Source organism: Kibdelosporangium philippinense (assembly GCF_021390435.2).
Classification (GTDB): Bacteria; Actinomycetota; Actinomycetes; order Mycobacteriales; family Pseudonocardiaceae; genus Kibdelosporangium; species Kibdelosporangium philippinense.
On the sequence record NZ_JAJVCN010000002.1, the window covers coordinates 2188348 to 2210536 of the forward strand.

Annotated in this window: 25 protein-coding genes; 13 read left to right on the plus strand and 12 right to left on the minus strand. The window is 63.3% G+C overall.

Going from position 1 to position 22189, the window contains the following annotated elements; translation table 11 throughout:
* Positions 1-32: 32 nt before the first annotated feature.
* The 3 genes from LWC34_RS28975 (at position 33) to LWC34_RS28985 (ending at position 2729) form a co-directional block, all read left to right on the plus strand.
* A complete protein-coding gene (locus LWC34_RS28975; protein ID WP_233722595.1) occupies positions 33-884 on the plus strand; it encodes an IS5 family transposase in 852 nt (283 codons plus the stop codon).
* 88 nt (positions 885-972) lie between these two features.
* A complete protein-coding gene (locus tag LWC34_RS28980) occupies positions 973-1824 on the plus strand; it encodes an IS5 family transposase (protein ID WP_233722595.1) in 852 nt (283 codons plus the stop codon).
* 75 nt (positions 1825-1899) lie between these two features.
* Positions 1900-2729, plus strand: a protein-coding gene (locus LWC34_RS28985) for an IS5 family transposase (protein ID WP_233723282.1) whose coding sequence is annotated in 2 segments (ribosomal slippage) — positions 1900-2272 and positions 2272-2729 — 831 coding nt in all. Because the reading frame shifts where the segments join, the coding sequence is not laid out codon by codon here.
* Between the two features lie 5 nt (positions 2730-2734).
* Here the strand turns inward: LWC34_RS28985 and LWC34_RS28990 are convergent.
* The 10 genes from LWC34_RS28990 to LWC34_RS58190 all read right to left on the minus strand — a co-directional run bounded on the left by LWC34_RS28990 (position 2735) and on the right by LWC34_RS58190 (position 8021).
* A complete protein-coding gene (locus LWC34_RS28990; RefSeq protein WP_233728259.1) occupies positions 2735-3007 on the minus strand; it encodes a HypC/HybG/HupF family hydrogenase formation chaperone in 273 nt (90 codons plus the stop codon).
* Positions 2980-3474 carry a hydrogenase maturation protease gene (locus tag LWC34_RS28995; protein WP_233728260.1) on the minus strand — a complete coding sequence of 165 codons (495 nt, stop codon included), beginning with the start codon at positions 3472-3474 and terminating at the stop codon, positions 2980-2982. Before LWC34_RS28995 ends, LWC34_RS28990 begins: the two co-directional genes overlap by 28 nt.
* Positions 3471-4748: a hypothetical protein gene (locus LWC34_RS29000; protein ID WP_308200148.1), complete on the minus strand. Its 1278-nt coding sequence runs from the start codon at positions 4746-4748 to the stop codon at positions 3471-3473. The genes LWC34_RS28995 and LWC34_RS29000 overlap by 4 nt, the downstream gene beginning before the upstream one ends.
* Positions 4748-5398, minus strand: coding sequence for a D-sedoheptulose-7-phosphate isomerase (locus LWC34_RS29005; protein ID WP_233728262.1), 651 nt, complete (start codon positions 5396-5398; stop codon positions 4748-4750). Before LWC34_RS29005 ends, LWC34_RS29000 begins: the two co-directional genes overlap by 1 nt.
* On the minus strand, positions 5395-5601 hold the full coding sequence (locus tag LWC34_RS29010; protein ID WP_233728263.1) for a HypC/HybG/HupF family hydrogenase formation chaperone: 207 nt from the start codon (positions 5599-5601) through the stop codon (positions 5395-5397). Before LWC34_RS29010 ends, LWC34_RS29005 begins: the two co-directional genes overlap by 4 nt.
* Positions 5594-6190 (minus strand): D-sedoheptulose-7-phosphate isomerase, encoded by a 597-nt coding sequence (locus LWC34_RS29015; protein WP_372496664.1) that lies wholly within the window; start codon positions 6188-6190, stop codon positions 5594-5596. Before LWC34_RS29015 ends, LWC34_RS29010 begins: the two co-directional genes overlap by 8 nt.
* A 60-nt stretch (positions 6191-6250) precedes the next feature.
* Entirely contained in the window at positions 6251-6637 is a 387-nt protein-coding gene (locus tag LWC34_RS29020) for a helix-turn-helix domain-containing protein (RefSeq protein WP_233728265.1), read from the minus strand.
* A gap of 77 nt (positions 6638-6714) precedes the next feature.
* Positions 6715-6990, minus strand: a complete 276-nt coding sequence (locus tag LWC34_RS29025) for a muconolactone Delta-isomerase family protein (protein ID WP_233728266.1) — start codon at positions 6988-6990, stop codon at positions 6715-6717.
* Positions 6987-7508 (minus strand): YceI family protein, encoded by a 522-nt coding sequence (locus LWC34_RS29030; RefSeq protein WP_233728267.1) that lies wholly within the window; start codon positions 7506-7508, stop codon positions 6987-6989. Before LWC34_RS29030 ends, LWC34_RS29025 begins: the two co-directional genes overlap by 4 nt.
* A 27-nt stretch (positions 7509-7535) precedes the next feature.
* A complete protein-coding gene (locus LWC34_RS58190) occupies positions 7536-8021 on the minus strand; it encodes a helix-turn-helix domain-containing protein (RefSeq protein ID WP_233728268.1) in 486 nt (161 codons plus the stop codon).
* Between the two features lie 165 nt (positions 8022-8186).
* Here LWC34_RS58190 and LWC34_RS29040 point away from each other — a divergent pair, with 165 nt between their 5' ends.
* The 5 genes from LWC34_RS29040 to LWC34_RS29060 are packed head-to-tail and all read left to right on the plus strand — an operon-like array spanning position 8187 to position 12797.
* Complete coding sequence (locus LWC34_RS29040) at positions 8187-9227, plus strand: NADH-quinone oxidoreductase subunit B family protein (RefSeq protein WP_233728269.1); 1041 nt, start codon at positions 8187-8189, stop codon at positions 9225-9227.
* 4 nt (positions 9228-9231) lie between these two features.
* Positions 9232-11025, plus strand: a complete 1794-nt coding sequence (locus tag LWC34_RS29045; RefSeq protein WP_233728270.1) for a nickel-dependent hydrogenase large subunit — start codon at positions 9232-9234, stop codon at positions 11023-11025.
* A 2-nt stretch (positions 11026-11027) separates the two neighbouring features.
* Positions 11028-11570 carry a NifU family protein gene (locus LWC34_RS29050; RefSeq protein WP_233728271.1) on the plus strand — a complete coding sequence of 181 codons (543 nt, stop codon included), beginning with the start codon at positions 11028-11030 and terminating at the stop codon, positions 11568-11570.
* Complete coding sequence (locus LWC34_RS29055; RefSeq protein WP_233728272.1) at positions 11567-12163, plus strand: DUF5947 family protein; 597 nt, start codon at positions 11567-11569, stop codon at positions 12161-12163. Before LWC34_RS29050 ends, LWC34_RS29055 begins: the two co-directional genes overlap by 4 nt.
* A gap of 1 nt (position 12164) precedes the next feature.
* Positions 12165-12797 carry a DUF6084 family protein gene (locus tag LWC34_RS29060; protein ID WP_233728273.1) on the plus strand — a complete coding sequence of 211 codons (633 nt, stop codon included), beginning with the start codon at positions 12165-12167 and terminating at the stop codon, positions 12795-12797.
* Between the two features lie 24 nt (positions 12798-12821).
* Here LWC34_RS29060 and hypF read toward each other — a convergent pair whose 3' ends face one another.
* Positions 12822-15002, minus strand: a complete 2181-nt coding sequence (gene hypF, locus LWC34_RS29065; RefSeq protein WP_233728921.1) for a carbamoyltransferase HypF — start codon at positions 15000-15002, stop codon at positions 12822-12824.
* A 73-nt stretch (positions 15003-15075) separates the two neighbouring features.
* On the opposite strand from hypF, the gene LWC34_RS29070 reads away from it, so the two are divergent.
* Positions 15076-15879: a thioesterase family protein gene (locus LWC34_RS29070; protein WP_233728274.1), complete on the plus strand. Its 804-nt coding sequence runs from the start codon at positions 15076-15078 to the stop codon at positions 15877-15879.
* On the opposite strand, the gene LWC34_RS29075 is transcribed toward LWC34_RS29070, so the two are convergent.
* Positions 15876-16184 carry a recombinase family protein gene (locus tag LWC34_RS29075; protein WP_250109455.1) on the minus strand — a complete coding sequence of 103 codons (309 nt, stop codon included), beginning with the start codon at positions 16182-16184 and terminating at the stop codon, positions 15876-15878. The two genes, LWC34_RS29070 and LWC34_RS29075, sit on opposite strands and share 4 nt — an antisense overlap.
* 215 nt (positions 16185-16399) lie before the next feature.
* On the opposite strand from LWC34_RS29075, the gene LWC34_RS29080 reads away from it, so the two are divergent.
* From LWC34_RS29080 to LWC34_RS29095, 4 genes are all read left to right on the plus strand, one after another.
* Positions 16400-17191 carry an alpha/beta fold hydrolase gene (locus tag LWC34_RS29080; RefSeq protein ID WP_233728276.1) on the plus strand — a complete coding sequence of 264 codons (792 nt, stop codon included), beginning with the start codon at positions 16400-16402 and terminating at the stop codon, positions 17189-17191.
* 240 nt (positions 17192-17431) lie between these two features.
* Positions 17432-18334, plus strand: a complete 903-nt coding sequence (locus LWC34_RS29085; RefSeq protein WP_233728277.1) for a shikimate dehydrogenase family protein — start codon at positions 17432-17434, stop codon at positions 18332-18334.
* A gap of 324 nt (positions 18335-18658) precedes the next feature.
* Complete coding sequence (locus LWC34_RS29090) at positions 18659-19687, plus strand: NlpC/P60 family protein (RefSeq protein WP_233728278.1); 1029 nt, start codon at positions 18659-18661, stop codon at positions 19685-19687.
* 221 nt (positions 19688-19908) lie between these two features.
* Positions 19909-22170: an ATP-binding cassette domain-containing protein gene (locus LWC34_RS29095; protein WP_233728279.1), complete on the plus strand. Its 2262-nt coding sequence runs from the start codon at positions 19909-19911 to the stop codon at positions 22168-22170.
* Positions 22171-22189 lie beyond the last annotated feature (19 nt).

Here is a 22189-nt window from a genome sequence, read left to right on the forward strand (position 1 = left end):
TGTCGGGTGACGGCTGATACCTTGATCAACTTGTGGGGTCCCGGCGTGCGTACCGCAGCGACTTGTCCGATGCTCGCTGGGCGTTGATCGAGCCAACGCTGACGGCGTGGCGTGCTGCCCGGCGTGGGCCGGGAACCGTGATGCGCGTGCATGACTTGCGGGAGATCGTGAACGCGATCCTGTACGTGTGCCGGACCGGGATCGCCTGGGAGTATCTGCCGCACGACTTCCCGCCCTGCAAGACGGTTTATGACTACTACGCCAAGTGGGAAGCCGATGGCACAACGGAAACGCTGCATGACCTGTTGCGTGACCAAGTCCGCGTCGCGAAAGGCCGCGCTGCTGCCCCGACGGCGGCGATCATCGACTCGCAGAGCGTGAAAACCTCCTGCAATGTCAGCGAATCCAGTCAGGGTATCGACGCGGGCAAGAAGATCAAGGGCCGCAAACGGCACATCGCCACCGATGTGCTCGGCCTGCTGCTGGCGGTAATCGTGACCGCGGCGTCGGTGCAGGATTCCGCTGGCGGGCAACAGGTTCTCGATCATCTCGCCGCTGCGCATCCGACCGTGTCGGCGGCATGGGTGGACGGTGGCTACAACAACACAGTCATCCGTCATGGAGCCCAGCGGGGTATCCGGGTTGAGGTCGTCAAACGCCCTTCTGCCAAGGGATTCCACGTGTTGCCCCGGCGGTGGGTAGTGGAGCGCAGTCTGGGCTGGCTGATGCAACACCGCCGACTCGCGCGCGACTACGAAGCCCTGCCCCAGCGGTCGCGCACGATGGTCCACTGGGCGATGACTAACATAATGAGCCGCACCCTGACCGGGGAATCCACCCAAACCTGGCGAAACGATCCACCCAAAGCAGACATTCTTGCCTAACTAAGATCAGATGCCCTCTAAGAGGGCATCTGATCTTGGTTGGGGCGATATGTCTGTGTCGGGTGACGGCTGATACCTTGATCAACTTGTGGGGTCCCGGCGTGCGTACCGCAGCGACTTGTCCGATGCTCGCTGGGCGTTGATCGAGCCAACGCTGACGGCGTGGCGTGCTGCCCGGCGTGGGCCGGGAACCGTGATGCGCGTGCATGACTTGCGGGAGATCGTGAACGCGATCCTGTACGTGTGCCGGACCGGGATCGCCTGGGAGTATCTGCCGCACGACTTCCCGCCCTGCAAGACGGTTTATGACTACTACGCCAAGTGGGAAGCCGATGGCACAACGGAAACGCTGCATGACCTGTTGCGTGACCAAGTCCGCGTCGCGAAAGGCCGCGCTGCTGCCCCGACGGCGGCGATCATCGACTCGCAGAGCGTGAAAACCTCCTGCAATGTCAGCGAATCCAGTCAGGGTATCGACGCGGGCAAGAAGATCAAGGGCCGCAAACGGCACATCGCCACCGATGTGCTCGGCCTGCTGCTGGCGGTAATCGTGACCGCGGCGTCGGTGCAGGATTCCGCTGGCGGGCAACAGGTTCTCGATCATCTCGCCGCTGCGCATCCGACCGTGTCGGCGGCATGGGTGGACGGTGGCTACAACAACACAGTCATCCGTCATGGAGCCCAGCGGGGTATCCGGGTTGAGGTCGTCAAACGCCCTTCTGCCAAGGGATTCCACGTGTTGCCCCGGCGGTGGGTAGTGGAGCGCAGTCTGGGCTGGCTGATGCAACACCGCCGACTCGCGCGCGACTACGAAGCCCTGCCCCAGCGGTCGCGCACGATGGTCCACTGGGCGATGACTAACATAATGAGCCGCACCCTGACCGGGGAATCCACCCAAACCTGGCGAAACGATCCACCCAAAGCAGACATTCTTGCCTAACTAAGATCAGATGCCCTCTAAGAGTTCCTAACAAGTTGATCACTTGTGGTGCCTGAAGGTTCGTGATCGTTGATCATGAAACGAGTGAGGAAAGGTGAGCAGCCGCCATGGATCGTCCCCGACGACCTGTGGGAACGAATCGAGCCACTGTTGCCGCGCTGGGAGTACGCGTTGTCCCGGCCAGGCCCCAAGCGGCTGCCGGATCGTCTCGTCCTGCAAGGCATCTTGTTCGTGCTGCACACCGGTATCCAGTGGGAGTTCCTGCCCCAGGAGCTGGGGTTCGGGTCAGGGATGACCTGCTGGCGGCGCCTGGCGGAGTGGAACGATGCCGGGGTGTGGCAACGGCTGCACGAGGCGCTTTTGGCCGAGCTGAACGCGGCCGGGAGGCTGGACTGGTCGCGAGCGGTGATCGACAGCTCGCACGCGCGGGCGGCGCGCCGCGGCCCAAAAGCGGGCCGAGCCCGGTCGATCGCGCCCGGCCAGGCTCCAAGCACCACGTGATCACCGAGGGCGGCGGCATCCCGCTGGCCGTCGGCCTGACCGGTGGCAACGTCAATGACGTCACTCAACTCCTCCCGCTGGTCGAGGCAATCCCGCCAGTGCGGGGCAGGCGCGGGCGTCCTCGCCGCCGCCCCGACGAGCTCTACGCCGACCGCGCCTATGACTCTGCCCAACACCGTGGTGAGTTGCGCGGTATGGGCATCGACCCACAGATCGCCGAGCGTGGAAGGGAACACGGCTCCGGGCTCGGCGCGATCAGGTGGGTCGTGGAGCGCACAATCGCGTGGTACCACGGGATGCGGCGCCTGCGTATCCGATGGGAACGCCGCGCCGACATCCACGAGGCGTTCCTCGGTCTGGCCACATGCGTGATCTGCTACCGACACGTCAAAACCTTCTGTTAGGAACTCTAAAGGATTTGGGATTCCTTGAGTGCGGCTATCTCGTCCTCGTAGGCTTTGCCGATGCTTTCGAGGAACTCCATCGCGGCTTTGGCTTCCTCCTCGTCGATCTTCGAAAGCGCGAAGCCGACGTGGATCAGTACCCAGTCACCAGGGCCGATCTCCTGGTCTGCCAACAGCCCGATGTTGATCGCCCGCTTCACCCCGCTGACGTCCACCTTGGCGAGGTCGGGCCGGTCGGCCATGATTTCGATCACTTCCCCTGGGATACCCAGGCACATGCCAGCTCCTTCCACAGATCGGCGATCAGGTCCTGTGCCACGACGACCGCGGCACCGACAGCCGCGTTGACCGGTGGGCTGAGCCCCATATGCTCATCAAGGGACTGCGGCTGGCAGCCAAGCAGCAACACCCGGCCCGGCTTCGCGCCGAGCAGACCTACCAGTCCCAGTACGAGTTCCGGTTGCATGCCATGCGCGTCCAAACTGGACACTTCGTCCATTGCCGCCGTGTCCAGTTCGATCACGGACAGTGTCCCAGGTGGATCGTCACGGTCGACGGCATCGATCAGGATCGTCGCGGGATATGAGGCGTTCGCCATGTCATGGGCGAGGTGCATGCCCCGGATGCCGTAGTCGACAACGCGGGCCCACGATGGCAGGTCCTGCTTGGACAGCCGCCGGACGACCTCGACGCCGAAAGCGTCGTCTCCGAGGAAAATGTTGCCAACTCCGGCCACCAAGATCATAGCGGCTCGACCTCATCCGGAGCGAAGTAACGGAATCGTCCGTGGTAGGCGTAAAGCTCGGCGCCCGGATCGTCCTCAATGGTCACAGCCAAGTGACAGGTGTCGTCGACGTCCTGGAACACCGCTTCGACGACGGCTGTCCGGCCGGCGAGGAACATGTCGTGTGCGTCAGCCCGCTTACCCGGCCTGAGCCGAACCCGCGAGCCTTTGGACACCGCGACTCCAGCGACCAGCACGCTGTCAGCCTCCGGCGAGACGGACGCGTCGGCGCCCGGATCCCACCAGGGGGTCTCCGCGGGATTCTCCGGCGGTGTGACCGAGTGAAGGTAGCGGATCGTGCCGTGCAGGCGCTCGACCAGCTCAGCAGGCAGGTGGTCCACTCGGTCGATCAACTCGGCCGCACGCGGATCAGTCGACCGAGCTTCGCGCTTTTCCGCGTCGGTCAACGTCATAGTGCGCAACGTGAGGATCTCGTCGATCTCGGTGCCGTCGAACAGGTTTCCCGCGCTCTCCGGTGCGATCTCTGGCTGGTCGTAGAGGATGATCGGCGAGCACAGCACGCTTTGGCTGCCACCGACCAGCACCGGCCACATGCCGTCGTTGACGCACTCCTTGGTCGCCAGCGACGCCCACTCCGGCGGGTCTACTTGGGACAGGAACTGACCTTCATCCAGCGACAGCAGGACGTGTGCGGCGATGAAGGCGTGCCGTAGGGCATCGGGCCAGGAGGAGGAGGTCACAGGTGAGGTGTTCTTGACCTGAACGGTCAGCTGCACGCCTCCGAACGGGCCCGGAAGCGGCTTCGACCGGACCACGACCGCTCCTTGCAAGGGATAGCGTCGGCGAACGACGCGGCCGCCGGACAAGGGCTCCAACTCCTGGCCACCGTCTACAGTGAACGGAATCTGATGGTCGGCGGGGTCGCCGTCGAGCTCGACATCGACTTCACGTTCGACGGCCTCGTCCCAGGTCGTGTACTCGACATCGTCAAGGACTACCGATCCCACCGCGCGGAACCCGGCGCCTTCCTCGATTTCCACGCACCTGGCCTGCAACTGGAGAAAACGGAGTCGCAGATGGACAGGCGAGCGTGGTTCGGCAATGAGTTGGCTTTGTGCCATCGACCGCTCACCGGTGTCGTTCGCGGCGAAGGTGGGCGGCATGAGCACGCCCCACTGCCAGCGGACCTTGTTCTTCGCGGCCGACGCACGGTACGGGTAGAGCAGATATCCCTCGTACAACACCGCGTCGGCGATCGCACGCGCTTGATCCATCATGGCGAGTCCAATGCCATGATCGTCAGCTCCCACAGCACGTGGTAAAGCGTCGTCTGGGCTTCCTGAATCCGGTGCACCGACGGAGAAGGAACTACGAACAAGTAGTCGATGCTGTCGAGTTCCGCCATCTTGCCGCCGTCGTAGCCAGCGATCCCGACGGTGAACAACCCGAGCCTGCTGGCCTCATCGAAGGCACGCAACAGGTTCTCGGAGTTGCCGCTGGTGGACAACCCGATGGCGACGTCTGACGGCCTGCCGAACGCGGCGATCTGCCGAGCGAACACGACCTCGAAACCCACGTCGTTGCACAGTGCCGTGATGACAGCGATGTCGTTGGTCAGGCTGAACGCGGGCAACGGTCGCGCGGACCCAGCTGGGCTAAGGAAAACACTGGTCAGATTCTGTGCATCGGTTGAGCTGCCGCCATTGCCGAACGTCAGCAGGCGCCCGCCACGGGCGAACCGAGCAGCTATCTCCTCAGCGCATTCGGCAAGACGAACCCCGTCACGCTCGAACACCCGCGCACGAAGCTGAACGATCTCCCGTGCCTTGTCCACAGTCGACTGACGCACCTGTTCCATCACCGCGGCCACGTTGGACTGATCGGAGTACAGGAACGGATACAGCGACTCGATGTCGTGGTTCATAATTGCCCCACCACAGCGATGGCCTCGCGGGCGTGCACCAGGATCGTGTCGCCGACGCTGGCGTCCACCAAGGCGACGCTCACCTCCTCGTCGCCCGCCGGTGTGCGCACGACGGCCATCTCGTCGTCGAGCAGACGAACCACGGTCACCTCGACCGCGATGTCCGAACACGTAACGCACACATCGTCGTGACACTCAGGCATCGAGAACTCCTGGCTGCTCGAAGAACACGTGCACCAGTTCCCACAGAACGTGGTACATCGTCACGTGCACCTCTTTGACCACACGGGGATCGCGCGACGCGGCGATCAGTACGTGGTCAGCGACACCGCGTGCGGCGATCCGGCCGCCGTCCCCGCCGGTCAGCGCGATGCACAACACACCGAGGGACCTGGCCTTGAGTAGGCCACGTAGGACGTTCTCGCACTGGCCGTCGGTGGACAGGCCGAGCGCGATGTCGGGTGCTTCGGCGAGGAACTCGATCTGGTGCGCGAAAATTTCGGCAAGGCCAACCCGGTTTGCGACGCTTGTCACCGTCGCCACGTCCGATGTCAGCGAGATCGCGGGCAGGGCGCGCTTGCCGACGATCACTGGATGCACGAACTCCACGGCGACGTGCTGCGCGTCGGTGCTCGGCCCGCCGTTGCCGAACACGACAAGCTTGCCACCCCGGTGAAAACGCCGGGCCATGGCGAAACACGTACCGGCCACGTCGGTCGCATGATCGGCGAGGTCGTTCAACGGAGCGGTCCGGCGCTCAAGCAGCGCGCCGACCCGCCCGGACAGTGACACAGTTGTCACGTCCACACTTCCTCTTCGATTGTCAGCTCAAGTGATGGGAGAGCGGTCAGGTCACCTTCTTCTTGGCACCCAGTTCACGGGTACGTCAGGACCGAGTATTCCCGTTCCCTGCCGGGGTGAGTCCCGTGGCGTGGGCACATGCCGTACCGGCGTTCCGTTGGCGGATGGGCGCCAGGACTGCGGGTCGGGCGTCAATCCGAGCAGGTAGGTCACCGTGCAGCGCAAGGCGATCGACAGCTCCGGCAGCAGGCCGAGGTCAAGCCCGCGGCCGTTCTCCATCGCGCTGAGGCCCCGGTTGGTGGTCTGGTTGCCGCGCTCGGCCAATCTCGCGACGACCTCGCGCTGGGTCATGCCCAGCGCCAACCGGCGTTCTCGAATACGTTGCGCGCAAACCCAATGGCGTTCGCGCGCCGGATTGATGGTTCTGGCAGCAGTCACCGGACACCTCTGTCCGCTGGGGAACGACACAAGTGTCGTCCTGTCACGCTGGCGCGTCAAACGTTACGAACAAAGAATCATGGATTCAATGGATCCGGCATCTCGGCGAGCGGATGGATCTCGTAACGCGCGAAGTTGTAGACCGGCGACATCGCGAGCAGTCGCTCGAGTTCCTCATTGGAGGATACGTCGTACATCCACGCGCCACCGTGCTGGCCGACCAGGTGGTAACGCGCGACAACCTTGCCATTGTGTTCCAACGGCCCAGCGTACTTGGGCATTCGTGCCACCGCGGCGGCCATCTCGCCGGACAGCAGGGAAAGTTCCATCCGCCACAGCACGAGGAATTTCATGACACGTCGACCTCTGCTTCGATACTCACCGAATCGGCGAGTTTCAGAGCGCCGAGGAATGCCGAATAGGGCTTGATCCCGTACTCGGACTGGATCACCGAGCCGGTGGCGGTATACACATTTTCACTCGGATGGCCGACACTCAGCGTCAGCGGCCGGTCCCTCCCGTGCAGGCTCAGCGTGCCGTCGACGGTTCCGTTATCGCCGTTAGCGGTGATCTTCGTACTGGTGAAGGTGATCTCCGGATGCCGTTCGGTGTCCAGCAGGCGCCGCGCGGTCACGCCGATCTCCCGTTTGTCCCTTTCGGACAGCGGCTTGATCCCGCCGGTTCCTTCCAGCACCCGCAGTGACGCGGTTTCGGCGGTCACCGTGAGCGTGCTGTCGGCGAGATCGTCCGCGATCACGAGCTCGCCCGACCATCGGGTGACTTCGATGGTCAGGTCGTGACCTGCTTGTGCGGCAACACCTTGCCGCCCGGTGCGGAGCAGCAGCCTGCCGTTTTCAGGTCCGATACGCATGTACGCACAGTAAGACCGCCGAGGCCGTCATGCCAGTGGCAGATCGCCGAACCGTTCCTGCAACCGGCGAAGATCACGCATCCGTGGCTCGGTCTCGCCACCGACCCAGCGGCTCACCGTCCGTACCGACACACCCAGCTGTTTGGCTACGTCCTGTGGCGTCAGGCCTTCGCTGCGCAGCACCTCGGTCATCCATTCGGCGAACGTGTTCGTCTGAGCGGGATTCTGGCCGTCGGTGCGAGGATCAGCCGGGATACCGGAATGCGAGTGCAGGACGTCGATCTCGACGTGTTCAGGGAAGATCCGGAAACAAATCTGAATCGTGCCGACCGGACCGGCCGCGGCCAGCAGCGCACGGAACACCGTCTGGGTCAGCTCCCGGTTTCCCGCTTCGGTGAGTGGCGAATCGGTCAGGCTCGCCCGGACGAATTCCTGGATTTCCGGAATCGAGGAAGGGCGTGCTGGAAACGTTTTCGACACCACCACGACGGGGAGTACTTCGACCGGTTCCACGATATAAGCCTATGTCTTGCCGCACCGTCCGGCCAAGTCTAGTGTCGGGTGATCCGGTTCCCTTTCGCCCCAGCAAGGTCAAGGGAACCGGATCACGCGGCACTGCGTCGGAAGACGCGAAACGAGGGGACTCCTACCTCTGGTGTATTCGTCTGGAGCTCGATCATGAGCGAAGCTGAAGAACCTGTTGTCCATATTCTGTGGATGAACGGTGGCTTGAGTTGCGACGGCGATTCGGTCGCCTTGACCGCGGCCACCCAGCCGAGCATCGAGGAGATCGTCCTCGGTGCGCTGCCTGGCCTGCCGAAGATCGCCGTGCACTGGCCGCTGATTGATTTCGAATGCGGCCCCGAGCAAGGCACGGACACGTTCATCGAGTGGTGGCACAAGGCAGACCGCGGCGAGCTCGAACCGTTCGTGCTGGTCGTCGAGGGATCGATCCCGAACGAGGCGATCAAGGACGAGGGCTACTGGTGCGGGTTCGGCAACAACCCGGAGACCGGGCAACCGATGACCACATCGGAATGGCTGGATCGGCTTGCTCCCAAGGCTTTGGCGGTCCTCGCGGTAGGCACGTGCGCGACCTACGGCGGAATCCACGCCATGGCTGGCAATCCGACCGGCGCGATGGGCGTTCCCGACTACCTCGGCTGGGACTGGCAGTCCAAAGCCGGAATCCCGGTCGTCTGCGTGCCAGGATGCCCGATCCACCCCGACAACCTCGCCGAGACCATCCTGTACCTGCTCTACCAAGCGGCCGGGCAGGCGCCGATGATCCCGTTGGATGAGGCACTGCGTCCACAGTGGCTGTTCGGTGCGACTGTCCACGAAGGATGCGACCGTGCCGGGTACTACGAGCAAGGCGAGTTCGCCAAGGAATACGGATCGCCCAAGTGCCTGGTGAAACTGGGGTGCTGGGGTCCTGTGGTCAAGTGCAACGTGCCGAAACGCGGCTGGATCAACGGTGTCGGCGGCTGCCCGAACGTCGGCGGCATCTGCATCGCGTGCACCATGCCGGGTTTCCCGGACAAGTTCATGCCGTTCATGGACGAACCGCCGGGCGCGCGTGTGTCGGCCGCCGCGAGCAGCATGTACGGCACGGTGATCCGTGCGTTGCGTGGCTTCACGATGAAGTCCGTCGACGCGGAACCCAAGTGGCGGCAAAAGGGTTCGGAGCTTCTGACCGGCTACAAGAGCACTTGGTGATGTGATGACCAGCACGAAACGTAGTGCGGACACCGGCACAGCGGGCCGTGAACTCACCGAGATGGCGTGGGATCCGGTCACCAGGATCGTCGGCAGCCTCGGGATCTATACGAAGATCGACTTCGCCGCGAAGGAAGTCGTCGAGTGCCACAGCACGTCGTCGATCTTCCGTGGCTACAGCATCTTCATGAAGGGCAAGGACCCGCGCGACGCGCACTTCATCACCAGCCGGATCTGCGGGATCTGCGGTGACAACCACGCGACGTGCTCGGTCTACAACCAGAACATGGCATACGGCGTCCGCCCGCCACACCTCGGTGAGTGGATCATCAACCTCGGCGAGGCGGCCGAGTACATGTTCGACCACAACATCTTCCAGGAGAACCTGGTCGGGGTGGACTACTGCGAGAAGATGGTCGCGGAGACCAACCCTGGTGTGCTGGAACTGGCCAACCGCACCGAAGCGCCGCACGCGGGCGAGCACGGCTACCGCACGATCGGCGACATCATGCGGTCGCTCAACCCGTTGGAAGGCGAGTTCTACCGTGAGGCCCTGCAAGTCAGCCGGTACACGCGGGAGATGTTCTGCCTGATGGAAGGCAGGCACGTCCATCCGTCCACTTTGTATCCGGGTGGTGTCGGTACGGTCGCGACAGTCCAGTTGTTCACGGACTATCTGACCAGGCTGATGCGGTACGTGGAGTTCATGAAACGGGTCGTGCCGATGCACGACGACCTGTTCGGCTTCTTCTACGAAGCCCTGCCGGGCTATGAGAAAGTCGGCCAGCGCCGGATCCTGTTGGGCTGCTGGGGCAGCCTGAACGACCCGGACCACTGCGACTTCACCTACGAGAACATGGCCGACTGGGGCCGCAAGATGTTCGTCACCCCAGGCGTTGTCGTCGATGGCAAGCTCGTCACCACGAGCCTTGTGGACATCAACCTCGGTATCCGGATCCTCTTGGGACACTCGTTCTACGAGGACTGGGAAGACCAGGAGATGTTCGTCTCCCGTGACCCGCTTGGCAACCCGGTCGACCGGCGACATCCGTGGAACCAGCACACGATCCCACGACCGGCCAAACGGGACTTCGACGACAAGTACTCGTGGACGATGTCGCCGCGGTGGTTCGACGGCAACGACTACCTGCCCCTGGACACAGGTGGTGGCCCGATCGCTCGCCTGTGGACGACCGCGCTGGCGGGACTTGTGGACACACCGCATGTCAAGGCGACTGGCCACAGTGTCCTGATCAACCTGCCGCGAACAGTGACAAAACCTGAGGTCACCTTCGAGTGGAAGATTCCGAAGTGGAGCAACGCGCTCGAACGCAACCGGGCAAGGACGTACTTCCAGGCATACTCGGCCGGGTTGGCGCTGTACTTCTGCCAGAAGGCGCTCGAGGAGATCAGGGCTGGGCACACCAAGACGTGGGAGCAGTTCAAGGTCCCGGACGAGGCCGTGAGCTGTGGCTTCACCGAGGCCGTTCGCGGTGTGCTGTCGCACCACATGGTCATTCGCGGTGGCAAGATCGCCAACTACCACCCGTATCCACCGACTCCGTGGAACGGCAGCGTCCGTGACGTCTACGGAACTCCCGGGCCCTACGAGGACGCGGTGCAGAACACACCGATCTTCGAGGAGAACCCGCCGGAGAACTTCAAGGGCATCGACATCATGCGCGCGGTCCGCAGTTTCGACCCGTGCCTGCCCTGCGGTGTGCACATGTCCCTTGGAACAGGAAAGGTGCTCAAGAAGCTGCACACTCCGCACGCCTTCAACGGCGAGTACGCGTAGCCATGGCCATCGGGGAGAAGATCGAGCAACTGCTGGACTCACTGCGTCCCGGCAGGGACAAGGAGATCGCCGAGGAGCTGGTCCGGTTGCTCGTCGAGATGTACGGCGACGGGCTGAGCAGGATCGTGCAGATCCTGAAGAACGATCCGGACCTGCTCGACCGGCTCGCCGGCGACGAGTTGGTGGAAAGCCTGTTGCTGCTGCACGATCTGCATCCGGTCGATGTGGACACCCGAATCCAACGTGCCCTTGATCGGGTGCGGCCGTATCTGGGATCCCACGCTGGCGGTGTCGACTACCTGGGTGTGGATTCCGGTGGGATCGTGCGGCTTCGGCTGGAGGGCAGTTGCCATGGCTGCCCTTCGTCGACCATCACCGTGAAGATGGCGATCGAGACAGCGATAACGGCGGCTGCCCCCGAGGTCGCCGGGATCGATGTGGCCGGCGTGTCCCAGCCCGGCTTGTTGCAGGTCGGGATGGGACCGCCGCCTGACTGGCACGCACCGGGCACGGTGTGTCCCGCGACCGGAGCCGAGGCGTCGTGACTTCGTTACGCAAGTTCGTCGGCGCGCCGCCTCCGTCGCCATCGCCGAAGCAAGCGCTTGAGCGGTGCGAAATGTGTGGCGTGGACGTCGCGTCTTCGCACAACCATGTGGTCGATATCGACCACCGGGCTTTGCTGTGCGTGTGCCGCCCATGCTTCCTTTTGTTCACACGCAGTGATACAGGCAAGTTCCGGGCCGTGCCTGAGCGGTATCTGTCGGACCCGTCACTCACTTTGGGGGAATGGCAAGGGTTGGGGATACCGGTGGGGACGGCGTTCTTCCTGCGCGGTGAAACCGGGTTGGCGGCGTTCTACCCGAGCCCCGCGGGTGCGACCGAATGCTTGCTCGATTTGGCTGCGTGGACCGATCTGGCGTCGTCGCATCCGTTGCTCGCCTCGGCGCGGCCAGAGGTTGAGGCGATCTTGATCAGGGAGGTTTCCGGGACCGTCGAGTGTTATCTCGTGCCGATCGATGCGTGCTATCAGCTTGTAGGCACGGTTCGGTTGTACTGGAAGGGTTTTGACGGCGGGACCGAGGCTCTGTCAGCGATTGAGGCGTTCTTCGCCGATGTCCGCTCGAAGGCGGGAGCGTGAGGTGGACCAGCTCGTGTTCGACTGCGTTGGCGTACGTGTTGAGCGGTACGCTGTCACGCCGTCCATGACGCTGGAACTTCGGATCACGGAAACTTCGGGCGTGCGGATCGACGCGATCGCTTTGCGCTGCCAGATCCGGGTCGAACCTCATCGGCGGCGTTATTCGGCTGAGGAGGCGGAGAGCCTGCATGATCTCTTCGGCTCGCCGGACCGGTGGGCCGACACTCTCAAACCCATGCAGCTGGCCAACTTGTCGGTGATGGTTCCCGGCTTCACCGGAAGTGCCACTGTGGACCTTTTGCTGCCGCTCACGTACGACATGGAGATCGCGACCACGAAGTACTTCAACGGCCTGACGGACGGCACGATCCCGCTGCTGTTGTTGTTCAGCGGCACGGTTTTCTCCTCTTCCACCGGAAAACTTCAGGTACAGCAGGTACCTTGGAGCAAGGAGACCTCGTATCCGTTGCCAGTGAAGGCTTGGCGTGAGTCGATAGATGTGCATTTCCCGAACAGCGCGTGGTTGAAGGTGCACCGGGAAACCCTGGATTCGTTGCGGCGGTACAAAACCAGGCACGCCCTGCCGACGTGGGAGAGCGCGCTGATCGCCCTGCTCGACCGGTCACCCTCGTGAGTGGTTAGCCGTGTTCTAACCCTGCTAACCACTCACGAGGTCTTTTCTTGCGGCGATCACTGCTTGCCCCAGGCTTATTCCACCATCGTTTGTCGGCACCCTTGAATGCGTCAGCACATGGAAGCTTTTTCCCTGCAACATTTCCTTCACTCTGTTGAGCAAGAGGAGGTTCTGGAACACGCCACCCGACAGCGCCACAGTGTTCAGGTCATGCTCGTCTCTCAACTGTGCACAGACGCGCGCGACCACACCGGCAACTCCATTGTGGAACCTTGCGGCGATGATGTCCTTGCCGACTCCTGCCGCGAGGTCCGCCGACACCGCCTTCACCAGGTCCACACCGGACACAATGCCGTTCGCTATCTCCGCTTGATAGCGGCCTTTCTCGCCGGGGTCGGCTAGTTGTTCGAGTTCGATGGCGGCTTGGCCTTCGTAGTTCACCGTCTCGCGTACGCCTAGCAATGCGGAGACGGCGTCGAACAGTCGGCCCGCGCTGGACGTGAGCGGAGAGTTCACGCCACTGCGGGCCACTTTGACGATGTTCTCCCATTTCAACGGGACCGTCAGCTGGGCCGCGTCGAGGTAGGCCGCTGCCATCCGCCATGGCTGCTTGATTGCCGCTGTACCACCAGGCATTGGGATTGGGGCGAGGTGGCCGACGCGTTCGAACCTTGCCAGGTCTGCGATGAGGAATTCGCCGCCCCAGATCGTGCCGTCTGTTCCGTAGCCAAGGCCGTCGAAGGCCACGCCTATCACCGGGTCGCTGAAACCGTTGTCCGCCAGGCAGGACGCGATGTGTGCATGGTGGTGCTGGATTCCTAGATGGTCCACATCGGTCAGGTCCAGTGCGTACTTTGTGGACAGATATTCCGGGTGCAGGTCGTGGGCGACTACTTCCGGCCGGATGTCGAACAGGCGCTTGAAATGCTCGATTCCGGTGGTGAACGACTTCAGGGTCTCGTAGTTCTCCAAGTCTCCGATGTGGTGTGACATGAATGCGTGCCGATCCTGCAGCAGGCAGAACGTGTTCTTCAGCTCGGCCCCGCAGGCGAGGATCGGCCGTTGTGCCCGCGAGATGCTGATGGGCTCTGGGACATAGCCGCGTGAACGGCGGACTACGCCGTTCGGGCGGACCACGGAGTCGTCGGTTCGCATGTGGATCGCACGATCGTGGGTCAGGAACGCATCCGCGATGTCTTTCAGGCGCTCGAAGGCGTCTTCGTCCTTGTAGGCGATCGGCTCATCTGAGACGTTCCCGCTTGTGAGCACGATTGGCGCGCCGACCGCGTCCATGAGCAAGTGGTGCAACGGGGTGTAGGGGAGCATCAGCCCGAGGTGTCGATTTCCTGGTGCGACGGCTGGCGCGAGCTCGATCTGCTTGGGGAGTAGGACAATTGGCCTGGCGCGACTGGTCAATAAGGAGTCGTCGGTGAATTGGCACAGTTCGTGGGCGGTTTCGATGTCCGCGACCATGACCGCGAATGGCTTGTCCTCACGGTGTTTTCGGTGTCTGAGGCGCGCTGTGGCGTCGGGGTCTGTGGCGAGTGTGGACAGGTGGTAGCCGCCTAAGCCTTTGATCGCCACGATCTTGCCTGCTTTGAGCAGGTTCGCGCATTCTTGGATCGGGTCGCCGGGTGGGCCGGTGAAGGTGAGGCTGGGGCCGCAGGCTGGGCAGCATGTTGGCTGGGCGTGGAAGCGTCGGTCGGCCGGATCGTGGTACTCCACCGCGCATTCGGCGCACATCTCGAATCCGGCCATTGTCGTGAACGGACGGTCGTAGGGGACGTCACGGATGATCGTGAACCGTGGGCCGCAGTTGGTGCAGTTGATGAATGGGTAGCGGTAGCGCCGATCCGCTGGGTCCCACATCTCGCCTAAACAATCCGCACAGGTGGCGCTGTCCGCGCTGATCAGTGTTCGCCGTGGGCCGCCGGTTTCGCTGGCTGCGATGGTGAATTCCGTGTCGCCTTTGACCTCGGCCGATGTCACGGTTACCCGCTCGATTTCGGCGAGTGGTGGCGCTTGGGTGCGTAGCGTGGTCAGGAACTCGTCGATCTGGGCCGGTGGGCCTTCGAGCTCGACGAAGACGCCGTTGACGTCATTGCCTACTCGCCCGGCCAGGCCTAGGCCGGTGGCCAGGGAGTACACGAAGGGCCGGAAACCGACTCCTTGGACGACCCCTTCGACGCGCACATCACGCCGGATCACCTGGTTAGTGTAGAACTCGTACCCAGAGAGAAATCTTGACACTGACAAGTTAGGCTGTCAGTGTGTCGCCATGGGGTCCTTCAAAGAGGCCACGGCGGTCGAAAAGGTCGGCGACGGTGAGTTCAAGGCCGACCTGGACGCGCAGTGGAGTGTGGGTACCAAACTGCACGGCGGCTATCTGCTGGCTGTGCTCGGCCGTGCCGCGGCCGAGTTGTCCGAGCACCCGCACCTCACGGCCATCAGTGGCTCGTTCCCGATGGCGCCCGACCCCGGCCCGGCGACCGTGCACGTTGAATTCCTGCAGGCCAGCCGTACTTTGACGCAGTTGCGTGCCCGGCTGTCGCAGAACGGCAAGCCGTGCGTCGAAGCTCTGATCACCCAGGGCACGTTGACCGACAACGACCCTTGGTGGACCAACTTCCAAGCGCCGGAAATGCTTGCCGAGCAGGACTGTGTGCGGTTCGCGGGCAAGCCGCCCGGCGCTACGTTCGAAGTCCCGATCCTTGATGTGGTCGAGGCACGGATCGATCCGTCGACGACCGGGTGGGCGATGGGCGAGCCGACCCGGACGGGGTCGATCTCGACGTGGCAACGGCTGGCTGACGGGTCGGATTGGGATCCGTTGAGCCTGCTCGTCGCGCTGGATCCCGTTCCGCCGGTGTCTTTCGAACTCGGCGCACCTGGGTGGGCGCCTACTTTGCAGATGTCGGCGTACATCAGGCGGTTGCCCGCTCCCGGGTCTGTCCAGGTCCAGTTGAACGCCAGCGACGTGACCAACAATCGGATGGACGAGGCCGCGTTCGCGTGGGACAGCAGCGGACGGGTTGTCGCACAGGCCAACCAGTTCGCTGCTGTCCGCGTGCCGCGGGGTTAGGCGCGGATCTGGTTGGGAACGACCAGACAGGACGTTCCCGAACGCTCGATCCGGCGGGCGATCGCCCTCGCGTACCTGTCTCTGATCGGGACGACGACCGCGTGGACGTCGGTGGTCCGCAGGGTTTCGAGCAGCTCCGTCATCCCCGGGCCGAAGCCGGGATGGTCGTCGTGGAAGACCTTGCTCAACATCCAGCCCTGCTCGAAGGTCCACGCGGTGAGCAGGTCCTGGTTCTCTGAGTGGACAGTGCTGTCCGCCGGGCCCCAGACGTAGCCGTAGACACGGGGCTTGCCGACGTTTTTCACTGCCCCGTTTTTGATAGCACTGGGCAGGACCTGAACCCGCAAAGTTTGCCCGACGGGGATGACACGGTCACGGATAGCCACGGTTCGCTCCAGGTTGTGCTGTGTTGTCAGCATGGAGACGCTGCAATTTGCAGTCCATGACGCAGCTCACACACGAAAATTGCGACCAGAAGATCTTGGCGTCACCCTGCGCCGATTGGAGGACCCTTGAGGATGTGCACATCTCCACCGACCTGGGCCGGATCCACGTCCAGGTGAGCGGATCGGGTACCCCGATCGTGTTCTGGTCGAGCCTGTTGATGGACGGCTCGATGTGGACCGCGCAGGAGAAGCACTTCGCCGACCGTTACCAAGTCGTTCTGGTCGACCCGCCGGGACACGGGCAGAGCGACCCGCTGACCGAACTGTTCACTTTCGACGAGTGCGCGCGCTGCGTAACCCAAATCCTCGACGGGATCGGCGCGGAACGCGCTCACTTTGTCGGCAATTCGTGGGGCGGGATGATCGGCGGCACGCTGGCCGCGCACTACCCGTCCCGCGTGATCAGTGCCGTACTGATGAACTGCACCGGATCGCCCGCGCCGCGCGCGCAGAAGATCGAATATGGACTGCTCCGGCACATCTCCCGGGTGATCGGCATGCGTGGCCCGCTCGTGAAGTCGGCTGTGGACGCTTTCACCGGCCCGACCACCCGGTGCTCACGGCCCGAGGTGGTGGCCAGGATCGACCAGGCGATCCGGCGGATTGATGTCCGGTCAACGGGACGGGCCGTGACCAGTGTCGTTCCCCGACGGCCGAACCAGTTGCCGCTGTTCAAGCAGATCAGCGTGCCGGTACTGGTCGTCGCCGGGGCGCAGGACGCGACTTTCCCTGTCGCGGAGACCAAGGCCATGGCCGATGCCATCCCTGGCGCGAAATTCGTTGTCCTGCCTGATACCGCGCACCTGGCTGGGTTGGAGAACCCCGATGAGGTGAACGCGCTGATCGACGATTTCCTGACGGGATAGTCGCTTTCGCGGGCACCTGGCTTTGTCGCGCCGGTCATTTACGCACCGCAACACGCCCGATGCCGCCCCGGCCACAGAGGAGAGCAGGCACTGAGCGGTGTCGGCTGCGTGGGGCGGTGTGGAAATGGCTGGCTTCCAGCGACAAAAGCCCGTCCGAGCGGAGCGAGGACCATCAGTACTGTCGGTGGGCTTTGCTACGTTCATTTGGCACGGCCAGTCATGGATCGAGGAGGTTCAGCGGTGAGCATGGGGTTCGTCGGGGTCAGCACCGGCGAGTCGTCGATCCGACGGGTCTTCCCGCAGTGGGCGGAGATCCTCGGCTTGCCGACGCGCGAGCTGACCGGCTTCGACTTACCGCTCGACGCGGACCGTGACCAGTACCGTGATGTCGTCAAGCGGATCGCCGACGATCCCGCGATGCCCGGTGCGCTGATCACCACGCACAAGCTCGCTGTCTACAACGCGGCCGCGGACCTTTTCGATGAAGTGGACCCGGACGCGCAACGGTTCCGTGAGATCTCCTCTGTTTCCAAAAAGGACGGAAGATTGGTCGGGCACGCGCTCGACGCCGTCACCGCCGGTCTGGCGATGGAGGAATTCATTCCACAGGACCATTTCCGGCGCACCGGCGGCGAACTGCTCTGCCTCGGCACAGGAGGTGCGGGTACCGCGATCGTCTGGTACCTGATGCACAGAGTGGATCGTCCCAAGCGGATCTTCTGTACTGATACGTCCAGACGGAAACTCGCTGCGTTGCGCGCGATGCTTCGGCGCGCCGGGATCTCCACGTCCCATTTGGACACGGTGGAGGTCACCGGTCCCGCTGACGGTCTGATCGAACTGATGCCGCCAGGCAGCCTCGTGGTCAACGCGACCGGCATGGGCAAGGACACTCCAGGGTCGCCGATTTCGGAACACTGCTGCTTTCCACCGGGATCCATGGTGTGGGAGATCAATTACCGGGGCAGCCTTGACTTCCTGGCGATCGCGCGTGACCGGCAGGCCGCCGACGATTTGCTGATCGTCGACGGGTGGCGGTACTTCATTCACGGCTGGGCACAGGTTATCGCCGCGGTGTTCCATGTGGAATTGACCGAGACCAGGATGGCTGAGCTCGCGGAGGCGGCGGCTTCGGTCCGGTGATGGCTGCCGAGGTTTGGTCGAGCTCCAGGGAATCGATGCTTTCGTCCCGTGATGCCGCGGTGGTCTAGGCGGAGCTCCCGGAAGTGGCTGCTTGGTCCCGCTGATCGGCGCCGGACTTTGCCGCTGTCCGGTAACCGCCGCCAGGAATTGACACCGTGAAATCCCCCTTTGACCTGGGCTTTTTCTATCGGCTTCCGGTGTGGAAATGCGTCTCGCGCACCCACTGTGGACTCACGCTGAGTGATTTCGTAATCTTGCCGAGATCTTTGGCCGACGTGTCACGGCCAACAGGTGCTCGATCGGATGAGAAGGAGACACGCGCGCGTGTCGAGCAGACTCAAGCGCGGGGCGATGGTTGCCTCCGCCGTGATCACACTTGTCGGCGCAGCCCTGCCAGTACCGGCGTACGCACAGCAGGAGTCCCCGACCCTGACGCGGTACCGCGAACTGAACACGCAGGCCAAGGCGGTCAACGAGGATTACCTCAAGGCCGTCGAGGACCGCGACAAGCGCCAGGCCGAGATCACCCAGGCAGGCCGCGACATCGAAACGGCGAACAAGGCGAAGGCCGACGCCAAGGTCAAAGAGGACGCTTTCCGTGGCCAGGTGGACACGCTGTCGAAGGCCTCCTTCCGCGGCGCCAGGTTCGACAAGCTGTCAGCTCTGCTGACCGGCACCTCGGCCAAGGACTTCCTCGCGCGCTCGTCGGCGTTGAACGTGCTGGCCACGGACAACAACACCGTCCTGAAGGAACTGGTCGGTGCGGTGAACGAGGCGGCCGCCGCGGAGAAGAAGGGCGCTGACGCCCAGAAGACCGCGACCGAGGCCCGTGACGCCGCCGCGAAGCTGGCTGACGAGATCAAGGTCAAGAAAACCGAGCTGGACAAGCAGATCGCCGAGATCATCTCGTCGCTCGACAAGCTGTCGCCCGCTGACCGCGCGGCCCTGCAAGGCGAACTGGACAAGGGCACGTACGCGCCCGGCAACAGCATCGCGGGCAAGGCCGTGACCTCGGCGTTGAGCCGCCGCGGCGACCGGTACGCGCTCGGCGGCAGCAAGCCGCCGGTGTTCGACTGCTCCGGCCTGATGATGTGGGCGTACGCGCAGCACGGCTACAAGCTCCCGCGCACCAGCCGTGAGCAGTACAAGGTCGGCCGTCCGGTGTCCAAGAACGAGCTTATGCCTGGTGACCTGTTGTTCTACGGTTCCAGTGCGGCTTCGATCCACCACGTGACGATGTACATCGGCAAGGGCATGATCGTGCACGCTTCGGACTACGGCATTCCCGTGCTGTCCGCGCCGATGGAGAAGGGCGGCAAGGACTTCTTCGCCGCCAAGCGGCCCATCGGCTGAGCTTGACTTCACGAACGCCCCGCGGCCTGACGGCTGCGGGGCGTTTTGCTGTCTCGACCGCCCTCCGCGACAAATCCCGCCATCCAGGGGAGCCCTTGCTTTAACGTTACTCCTGGGGGCCGACAGTTCTGGGTTTCTGCAGGTCAGCGGTCGATTTTTGGGGGCTTGACAACGTGCTGCTACGCTGTCTCTTTACGGCGTAAGCAATCAGAAGGGTCGGTATGGGGGACCTCATTGCGGACAGCCACGGCCTTATCCAGGTTCGGGGCGCGCGCGAGAACAATCTTCAGGACGTCTCGGTCGACATCCCCAAGCGCAGGCTCAGCGTCTTCACCGGAGTTTCCGGCTCCGGTAAGTCCTCGCTGGTCTTCGGCACGATCGCGGCCGAGTCGCAGCGACTGATCAACGAGACCTACACCGCGTTCATCCAGTCGTTCATGCCCAACGTCGGCCGGCCGGATGTGGACGCTCTGCGCAACCTCAGTGCGGCGATCGTGGTCGACCAGGAGCGGATGGGCGCGAACTCCCGTTCGACCGTCGGGACCGCCACCGACGCGTACACGATGCTGCGGATTGTGTTCTCCCGCTTGGGAGATCCGTACGTGGGTACGTCAGGCGCCTTCAGTTTCAACCTTCCTGAGGGTATGTGCCTGGAATGTGAAGGCATGGGGCGGGTTTCGGCTGTCGATGTCGACGAGCTCGTCGACAAGTCACTGTCCCTCAACGAAGGCGCGATCACTGTCCCCGGGTTCGCTGTGGACAGTTGGTACTGGCAGAGCCTCGCGCTGGCCGGGTTCGTCAATCCGAAGGTCCGCCTTGCCGACTACACCGAGCAGGAGTGGCAGGACTTTCTGTACAAGCCGGCGACCAAGGTCAAGGTCGGCACGACGAACATGACCTACGAGGGTCTTGTCACCAAGGTGCAGCGGTTGTACCTGACCAAGGATCGCGAATCGATGCAGGCGAACATCCGCGCGTTCGTGGATCGCGCGGTCACGTTCACGACATGCGGGCTCTGCGACGGGACCCGGCTCAATCAGGAAGCGCTGGCCTCCAAGATCGATGGGCGCAACATCGCTGAGTGCTCGTCCATGCAGATCAACGAGTTGGCCGAGTTTCTCAAGGGCGTCACCGACGAATCGGTGGCGCCGATGCTGCACACCCTGCGGGAGACCCTCGACTCCTTGGTCGAGATCGGGCTGGGTTATCTGAGCCTCAACCGGGAATCTGGCACGTTGTCCGGTGGTGAGGCGCAGCGCGTGAAAATGGTGCGACACTTGGGTTCCAGTCTCACGGACGTGACCTATGTGTTCGATGAGCCGACCATCGGGCTGCATCCGCACGACATCCAGCGGATGAACGATCTGCTGCTTCGCCTGCGGGACAAGGGAAACACTGTTCTCGTCGTCGAGCACAAGCCTGAGGTGATCGCGGTCGCCGACCATGTGGTCGACCTCGGTCCTGGCGCCGGGAGCAATGGCGGTCAGATCTGTTACGCGGGCGATCTGGCTGGATTGCGCGAGTCTGGCACGTTGACCGGTCGCTACCTTGACCACAAGATCAAGCTGCGGGACAACGTCCGGCAGCCCAAGGGACAGTTGTCCATCACAGGCGCGAAGTTGCACAACCTCAAGGACGTCAGTGTCGACATCCCACTCGGCGTTCTGACCGTCGTGACCGGTGTCGCCGGGTCGGGCAAGAGTTCGCTGATCCACGGTTCGGTGTCGACACGCAAGGACGTGAGCGTCGCTGACCAGTCGCCGATCCGTGGGGCGCGGCGCAGCAACCCGGCGACCTACACCGGTTTGCTTGATCCTATTCGGACGGCTTTCGCGAAGGCCAACGGCGTCAAGCCCGCTTTGTTCAGCGCGAACTCCGAGGGCGCGTGCCCGAAGTGCAAGGGCATCGGGCTCGTCTACACCGATCTGGCGATGATGGCTGGCGTCGCCTCGGTGTGCGAAGACTGTGCGGGCAAGCGGTTCACGCCCAAGGTTCTCGAATACAAGTTGAACGGCAAGGACATCAGCGAGGTCCTAGCCATGTCGGTGACCGAGGCGCGGGAGTTCTTCACGACCGGCCCGGCGAAAGCGATTCTGGCAAGGCTGGTCGACGTCGGACTCGGCTACCTCGGGCTCGGCCAGCCACTGACCACATTGTCCGGTGGTGAACGGCAGCGTCTGAAGCTGGCGATCTACATGGGGGAGAAGGCAAGCACGTACGTGCTCGACGAACCCACCACCGGCCTGCACCTCGCGGACGTCGACCAGTTGCTTGGCCTGCTCGACCGGCTTGTCGACGACGGCAACACCGTCATCGTGATCGAGCATCACCAAGCCGTGATGGCGCACGCGGACTGGATCATCGATCTCGGCCCTGGCGCCGGTCACGACGGCGGCCGGGTCGTGTTCACCGGCACGCCAGAGCAGCTGATCACGACCAGCGATTCGCTGACCGCACGGCACCTCAAGGACTACGTCGCCTGAATCCCTCGTGAGTGGTTAG